7 protein-coding genes are annotated in these 8,081 nt (G+C 34.1%); all 7 read left to right on the top strand.

Annotated features, from left to right (window positions below; all coding sequences use genetic code 11):
* Positions 1-607, top strand: a 607-nt coding sequence (locus U9R42_13080; GenBank protein ID MEA3496952.1) for a 4Fe-4S binding protein, incomplete at its 5' end; no start/stop codon positions are given.
* Positions 561-1,895: a hypothetical protein gene (locus U9R42_13075; GenBank protein ID MEA3496951.1), complete on the top strand. Its 1,335-nt coding sequence runs from the start codon at positions 561-563 to the stop codon at positions 1,893-1,895. The genes U9R42_13080 and U9R42_13075, both read left to right, overlap by 47 nt.
* 21 nt (positions 1,896-1,916) lie before the next feature.
* A complete protein-coding gene (locus U9R42_13070) occupies positions 1,917-4,214 on the top strand; it encodes an MMPL family transporter (GenBank protein ID MEA3496950.1) in 2,298 nt (765 codons plus the stop codon).
* A 62-nt stretch (positions 4,215-4,276) separates the two neighbouring features.
* Positions 4,277-5,056 carry an outer membrane lipoprotein-sorting protein gene (locus U9R42_13065; GenBank protein MEA3496949.1) on the top strand — a complete coding sequence of 260 codons (780 nt, stop codon included), beginning with the start codon at positions 4,277-4,279 and terminating at the stop codon, positions 5,054-5,056.
* Between the two features lie 246 nt (positions 5,057-5,302).
* Positions 5,303-6,541, top strand: a complete 1,239-nt coding sequence (locus tag U9R42_13060) for a DUF1302 family protein (GenBank protein ID MEA3496948.1) — start codon at positions 5,303-5,305, stop codon at positions 6,539-6,541.
* 70 nt (positions 6,542-6,611) lie between these two features.
* Complete coding sequence (locus tag U9R42_13055; GenBank protein MEA3496947.1) at positions 6,612-7,031, top strand: DUF2147 domain-containing protein; 420 nt, start codon at positions 6,612-6,614, stop codon at positions 7,029-7,031.
* Between the two features lie 178 nt (positions 7,032-7,209).
* The gene (locus U9R42_13050; protein MEA3496946.1) at positions 7,210-7,944 is read left to right on the top strand and encodes an ATP-binding cassette domain-containing protein; all 735 of its coding nucleotides are present in this window, start codon (positions 7,210-7,212) and stop codon (positions 7,942-7,944) included.
* Positions 7,945-8,081: the final 137 nt, after the last annotated feature.

Genomic DNA, 8,081 nt, shown 5'->3' with positions numbered 1-8,081 from the left:
TGGACTTATCCCAATAACATACATCTTTGGAAAAGTATTTTGTGGTTGGATATGCCATCTTGGAGCCTTACAAGAAATTTTAAATATCGGAAAAATTAAAATCTTTCAATCCGAAAAAGCTCAAAAAGTAATGCGAATAATAAGAATTGTTATTCTTATTGTTATGCTTGCACAGTTAACTTTTACCCACGTAATTTTATGGAATAAGATTGGACCGTTTAAAGTAGCTTATAATCTATTTTCGGCAAATCTAACGGGTTATATCTTGCTTGGAATATTAATATTAAGTTCAATATTTATCCATCGCCCGTTTTGCAAAACAATTTGTCCTGTAGGTCTTACACTTGGCTGGATAACAAAAATTCCGGGAGCTTCAATACTGGGAATAAACAATTCATGCGCCGGTTGCAAAACATGTAGTACATCTTGTGATATGAACGCCATTACAAGAGATAATAAAATAAGTAAATTAGACAATCAGGAATGTATAATGTGTGGCGAGTGCATGGATGATTGTAAAATTAAAAGCATATCAACTAAACGAAAAGGAGAAAAACATCATGACAAAATCATTCTTAAAGGGATTAAAATTAGCAATAATAATTAGTATAATAATTATTACATCTAATAGTTTAAAAGCACAAATGGAGTGCAGAAGTATGTTAGGTGCACATCTTACTCCATTCAAAAAAGATGTGCCTATTTTGTGGGCGATAGAAGGAACAATGGCGCCAGGGTTAATGACAAGTCCTTATGCCAATATCGACAATACCAAACTTAATGGCGGAATGTTGTTGGGTGCTCTTGATTTTACCTTCCTGAAAAAGCACAATTTTTATATTGAAGGAGGATATAAAAATTGGGAAAACTCAGAGCTTGTTGACGAAAACACAGACAAAAGTCGTCAACTCGGTATAAAGCAAGCCTTTTATACTTTGACAGGCAATAACTTTAAGCTAAAAATTGGATTACATGAAACCAAATTGGGTAATTTCTATCTAATTGACGAACGTATATTAGGTGCAAGTGTTGATAAGGAAATCGGTGCTTTTACTATTAACCTGAGAGGTGGCACAGTTATGAAAAACTTTGCACGCATGGGGCAATTCTGTAGTAATCGCCATTTATATGGAATCCTAAATCCTGATTATACCGAAAATATTGGAAAGAAAACGGGAGAAACAAATCTTGCCGGTATTGTTATTAACTGGAATCCAAACTTCGAGAAAGTTGATATAGCCTCCAACTCAGAAAATGAATTTAGCAGCACAGATGAGTTTAGTGATTTTAGTAGTACAGATGAATTTTCCGATGTACAGAAAAAACAAAAAATAATAATTTCAAATATTGCAATTATTCTGTACAATGAATTCGGATCAATAATTCCTAATCATAAATTATATACCGGATCATTAATTGATTTTAAACTTCCTTATGAATTTACGTTTCAAACCGGAGGGATTTATCAAAACATGAAAGACCATAATACCATTGTTTTTATTGCCGGTTTAGTCAAAAACGCAGGATGGAACAATGGCTCAAACACAAAGATAAGCGGAGCTTTCATAGGAAAAGCTGACATTGATGATGATGCTGTTTTTCAACCACTTTTTAGCAATCTGTTTCTTGGCGAGATAATGCGACTGGATGCTTCTGATTTTCCATTATGGAAATCAGAAATCAAACATAACTTTCCGGGAAAGTTAAACTTTTATGCAGCAATAAAAGCAGTAGGTCAAATTAAAGAAAATGAAACTAATGAACAAGACATAGAATTTGGTATCAAAACTTTTAATAATCATCTTAAACTAACAACAATATTTAGTCGTGTTGAAACTTTGGCATTCCCCGACGACATTTATATGGCAAGATTAGAAATGAGATTAGCATTTTAAAAATAAATAAATGGAAAAACAATGGAAAAATTATTAAAAAAACTTTTAAAAGCACCTTGGATTATTATTGCAGTAACTATTATAATTAGTGTACTGTTTTTCATGCAAATGAAAGAAAATTCACGAATGGAAACCGACCTTGATAAATACATGCCGCAAGACCATCCGGCATTTGCTTACAGCGATCAGGCAGAAGAATGGTTTGGGATTAATGATGGAATAATTGTAGCTATTGAAAATCAGAAAGGGATTTTTAATACTGCAACTATAGATACATTAAAACAGCTTACCAAGAAATTGCAAAAAATGGATGAGATAGAAAAGGCTGATGTAACATCCTTATATACTGCCGATAACATTATTGGCACTGAAGACGGAATGGATGTAAAAGCTTTTTATAAACGTGTGCCTAAATCCGAAGAAAAATTAAACGAACTGGAACGCAATGTCGAAAATAATGAAATGACTTTTGGTCGTTTAGTTTCTTATGACGAAACGGTAACAGTGATAATTGCAGAAATAAGAGACGATGTATTTACACAGGAATTTTATTTTGAGATACTCAATCTGGCTGCTTCTTTCGAAACAGAAGATATTAAAATTCATGTTGCAGGCAGACCAATTGTTGAAGGTAGTATGGCATTACTTGGTCCGGCAGATATGAAAAAAATGGTACCAATTGTTTTACTTGTTATAACGCTTGTATTGTTTATTATGCTACGAAGTGTAAAAAGTACATTACTAACATTGGCAGTTGTATCTTTTAGTGTATTATGGGCGTTTGGACTAATGGCTGTTGTACAAATTCCTATATATGCAGTTTCTACAATGATTCCTGTAATGCTCATTGCAATTGGTGTTGCCGATGGAATACACTTATACAGTCATTTACAACTGTTCCTGAGAAAAAACCCTAACGCATCTAAAAAAGAAGCTACAGTTGATATGCTACAAAACATGTGGAAACCTGTAGTAATGACCTCTATTACAACTGCAGTTGGATTTATTTCGCTTCTTACATCTCAAGTCTATCCAATTAAGTACTTCGGTATTTTTACGGCTTTTGGAGTATTAATGGCTATGGTATTTTCTTTGGTTTTAATTCCGGCTGGCATTATGATTTTTGGATTACCCAAAGTTAAAAAATCTACTAAAAGTGATACTGACAAAGAGTCTGGCTTAGCTTATAGTTTTGCCAAAACAATACTTAAACGAAAAAGTGTTTCCATATTTGCTACAATTGCTATTGTTACTTTGTCGATTATAGGAATGCAAAAAATTTGGATTAATTCCAGTTTCTTAGAAAAATTTGAAAAAGACAGCGATATTGTACTTACCGATAAGTTTATTAATGAACATTTTGGCGGAACAACAACTCTTAATCTGATCTTAGATTCAGAAAACGAAAAAGATGTTTTCAAAAAACCGGAAGTGTTAAAATTAGTTGACAGGATGCAAAGCCAACTGGAAAATGATCTCGAAATTGTTGGGAACTCTTTTGCTCTTACTGATTATGTAAAAAGAATGAACAAGGTTATGAATGCTGATAAAGAAGAATTTAATACAATTCCGGACAATCAGGATTTGATAGCACAATATTTATTACTCTACGAAATGTCGGGAGATCCTGAAAATCTGAATAAAGTTGTCGATTACGACTATGCTAAACTGAATGTTACTTTCCAGTTAAAAAGCGATAATTCTAAAGCTATAAATTCTTCAATGGCTATAATTGATAGGTTTAAAGATGATTTTGAAAAACAAGGAATTATAATAAATTATGCAGGAAGCGGATATAAGGGTTTGGTATTTACCGACTTAATTTTAGAAGGGCAAATAATGAGTTTAGTTTTATCATTAATAATAGTTGTTGTTCTACTCTCTTTAATGTTTAAAAATTATAAATTAGGATTCATAGGAGCTGTTCCAATCACTATTACTGCATTAATAAGTTTTGGAATTATGGGATTCCTTAATATTCCATTAAATAGCACAACAGCACTACTTTCCAGTATTGCTATTGGTATTGGAATTGATTATGCCGTCCATTTTATTGAACAATATCGTGTTAATGCATCAAAAACAGATAACAAATTACTTGTTGCACAAAAAACAATGGCACATTCGGGCAGAGCAATAAGTTTTAATGCTATTGTAGTAATTGCAGGTTTTATGGTTTTGTTATTTTCAGTATTCCCGCCAAACAGAGAACTTGGAGCATTAGTATCGCTAAATATGTTTACAAGTTTTGTTGGAACAGTTACCATAATGCTTGTGCTACTGTATAGTAGCAATGTGTATTTTAAAAAGAAACTATAAAATGATTAATGATTAATGTCTAATGATTAATATCTAATTTCTAATATCTAAATACTTAAAAAATGAAAACACTAAAAATTATTACAGTTGTAATGGCAATTACTATTGCCTCCAATGTTTCGGTATTTGCCCAGGCTTTAACCGGCAAACAAATCGTGGAAAACGCTAATAACCGGGCAACAGGCGAAGACCAGACTTCCGATTTAACCATGACCCTCGTTAACAAAAGCGGTGATCAAAGGATAAGAAAAATCAAACAGTTTACGAAAGACCTGGGCGAAGTTGAAAAAAGCATTATGTTTTTTCAGACACCGGCCGATGTGAAAAATACTTCGTTCATGAGCTGGACCTACGATTCGGATAAAAGCGACGACCAGTGGATTTACTTGCCAGCCCTAAAAAAGACAAAGCGTATATCGAGCGACAGTAAAAGCGACTATTTTATGGGTTCCGATTTTACCTACGACGACCTCGGCGACAGGAAACTTGAAGACGACATACACAAATTATTACGCGAAGAAACCATTGATGGCAAAGATTGCTATGTTGTTGAAAGTGTATCGAAAGACGAAGATTACATGTATTCGAAAACAATAACATGGATTATGAAGGAAACTTTTATCGGGTTTAAAAAAGAGTTTTACGACGAAGATGATGACCTTCTGAAAATATTGTCGATTAAGAAATATGAAGAAATCTCAGGTCTTTGGATTATAACAAATTCGGAAATGAAAAACGTTCAGAAAAATCATAAAACAAGTATGGTGTTAAGTAATGTCCAAATAAACACTGGTATCCCTTCATCAAAATTCACCGAAAGAATAATGATGCGAGGACTTTAACGGATTGATGATTTATGATTTATGATTGTCGATTGTCGATTGTCGATTGTTGATTGTTGATTGTCGATTGTCGATTGTCGATTGTCGATTGTTGATTGTTGATTGTTGATTAGTATTTGCAAGAAAACGACATCTTATATATTTGGATGGTACTACATATCAACCTATTCGTAAATCATAAATCATAATTCGTAAATCGTAATTCGTAAATCATAATTCGTAAATCATAAATGAAAACATGAAAAAATGAAAACAAAAGGATTAATTCTGATATTGCTTTTAACGGCAAGCCAATTTGCAATGGCACAAACTCCTGATATTACAGGATTTGCAAGAAACTACACAGGTGTTCTATTCGATAATGGAGACTTCTCAATTTTGCAGAACACTCTGAATCTGGATATTTCCAAATCGGGCAATAAAGTTGCTTTTAAAGCAAACCCTATGCTGTATAGTTACAATGACGATAGTTTGGACTTACGGTTCAGAGAGCTTTACTTAGATTTGTATTTCGACAATTTCGATTTGCGCATTGGTAAACAACAAGTGGTATGGGGCAAAGCCGATGGGGTTTTTATTACCGATATTGTTTCGCCATTGAACCTAACCGAATTTCTGTTGCCCGATTTCGACGAAATACGGACAGGCGTAAATGCGGTAAAATTCGACTACTATAAAGGAAACAGCACTTTTGAGCTAATCTGGTTGCCAAATTTTACTCCCACCGTAACGCCTGCTGCCGGTTCTATTTGGTACATTCAACCCGATTTTCCGGCTACTCCAACTTTCGACCGGACAAAATCGGAAGTAAAACCCAGCCTTGAAAATAGCGAATTGTTTGTGAAATATTCGGCTCTCACATCGAAAATAGATTTTGAACTTATGGGCGGATATACATGGGACGACAACCCTACAATGCACACTGAGAAACAATTGGAAATATCGACGGGCAGCCCGATTTTGACAGGCATAAAAATCACACCCGAACATCACCGCTTAAATATTGCAGGAGGATCGTTCAGTACCGAGATAAAAGGCTTTGTGATACGTGGGGAAGCTGCATATTACAATGGGAAATATTTTCAGACCGAAGACCCGCTTGCCATGGATGCTTTGGTCAAAAAGGACTATTTACATTACCTTATCGGGGTGGACTTCAGTATAAAAGATATAAAATTTAGTACCCAATTTATTCAGGAAGCGATATTGGATTATGATGATAGCATGCTGAACGAAGAAATGGAAAACACTATGACATTTGTGGCACGCTACGATATGTTTCGCGAAACCATGCACCTTGAGCTTTTCTCATATATTGGCCTGACAAACGCCGATGCACTGATAAGGCCAAAAGTAACTTACGATTTCGACGATAGTTTTTCAATCCTGCTTGGTTCAAATATTTTTGTTGGCGATGAAAAAGGTCGATTCGGTCAATACAAAGATAATTCGATGATATATGCAAAAATTAAATATAATTTCTAATCTTGATTATTCATATTTCTTATGATTAACTTGATTATGAATTATTGAGGCCAATTCTAATAAATAAGTTATGCTGAAATTTATAATATTATCATATATAATTATTTTTTCAACTGCTACTACATTTTCTCAACAAGCTGATAAAATAGTTGGAAAATATCATCTACCAAATAAATTGGATGTTGAGATATTCAAAAATAGCGGGAAGTATTTTGGGAAAATTATTGCATTAAACAGTTTTGAAAATGGTCAAACAAAAGATAAAAACAATCCTGACAAATCGAAACATGACGACCTTCTTGTTGGTAAAATAATCATTAAAAATTTAGAGTTTGACAAAGATGAAAAAGAATGGGTAAATGGAAGCATGTATGGCCCGGAAAAAGGAATGGTGTTTAATTTAAAAATCACCGAAATAAGACAAAACGAAATTGAGGTAATTGGTTCCAAATACTTTTTCTGGAAGACACTCGAATGGAAAAAGTTGTAAATTATTGCAAAGCCCCACACAAAGCCCGCAAAGCTAACCTGATTAATTCATGAATTATCCAGACTAAAGAAACACGACCTTATGAAAGATGCCGAAAATTTCCATCTTTGTCGAAAAATAAAAAACAGGGGCATATTTTTTTTTGTTCTGTTAAATAATAAATTAATATTACAACAAAATGTCGTTAGATACTATAGTTGAGTTGCGAAAAGCAGCCATTTTTCAGAAAGAACAATTAATACTTTCGAATGTAAACCTGAAAGTTTGCAAAGGCGATCTGATTTATTTAATAGGAAAAGTCGGGAGCGGGAAATCGAGTATATTAAAAACCCTCTATGCCGAATTGCCATTAAAAGTTGGCAATGGAATGGTAGTAGGTTTCGATTTGAATAAAATAAAGCAGAAAAAGCTTCCATATCTCCGTCGAAAACTTGGCATCATCTTTCAGGATTTTCAATTGCTCACCGATCGCAATGTATTTGACAACCTGCAATTTGTATTAAAATCAACAGGTTGGTCAAAATCGAAGGAGATAAAAGACAGAATTAACGAAGTTCTCGAAAAGGTGCATTTGGAGAACAAAATATTTAAAATGCCCCACCAACTTTCGGGAGGCGAGCAACAACGTGTAGTAATTGCCCGTGCCCTGCTCAACGATCCCGAACTTATCCTTGCCGACGAACCCACCGGAAACCTCGATCCCGATACCTCGGAAGGGATCCTGCAATTACTTATTGAAATAAGCCATTCCGGCAGGGCAGTTGTTATTGCAACCCATGATTATCCGCTAATTGCAAAATTCCCGTCTACAGTTTACAAATGTCAGGATTCTGCTTTATCGGAAGCTGATGTCCCTCTAAAAGATACAGAAGGGGAAATACTTGACAGGTTTACTGTTAGGGAAAAGGATTGATTTTTTTATTATCTTTGAATTTTTAAATAAAGAAACAAAACAGCTATTTTTTCTCCTGTATCAACGCGGATTATAAAAATACTACTACCATCTACATTTAAGATATTTCGGTTAATAAACATGTACTTGGTTTCCTG

This window comes from Bacteroidota bacterium, from assembly GCA_034723125.1.
Taxonomy (GTDB): domain Bacteria; phylum Bacteroidota; class Bacteroidia; order CAILMK01; family JAAYUY01; genus JAYEOP01.
Note: the sequence above shows the minus strand (reverse complement) of the source record. Positions and strands in the feature narration are given on the sequence as shown.

What these genes read in the sequence shown, in the direction of transcription:
- U9R42_13055 (MEA3496947.1), top strand. Translation starts at nt 6,612, where the DNA reads ATGCTGAAATTTATAATATTATCATATATAATTATTTTTTCAACTGCT.
- U9R42_13050 (MEA3496946.1), top strand. Translation starts at nt 7,210, where the DNA reads ATGTCGTTAGATACTATAGTTGAGTTGCGAAAAGCAGCCATTTTTCAG.
- U9R42_13060 (MEA3496948.1), top strand. Translation starts at nt 5,303, where the DNA reads ATGAAAACAAAAGGATTAATTCTGATATTGCTTTTAACGGCAAGCCAA.
- U9R42_13070 (MEA3496950.1), top strand. Translation starts at nt 1,917, where the DNA reads ATGGAAAAATTATTAAAAAAACTTTTAAAAGCACCTTGGATTATTATT.
- U9R42_13065 (MEA3496949.1), top strand. Translation starts at nt 4,277, where the DNA reads ATGAAAACACTAAAAATTATTACAGTTGTAATGGCAATTACTATTGCC.
- U9R42_13075 (MEA3496951.1), top strand. Translation starts at nt 561, where the DNA reads ATGACAAAATCATTCTTAAAGGGATTAAAATTAGCAATAATAATTAGT.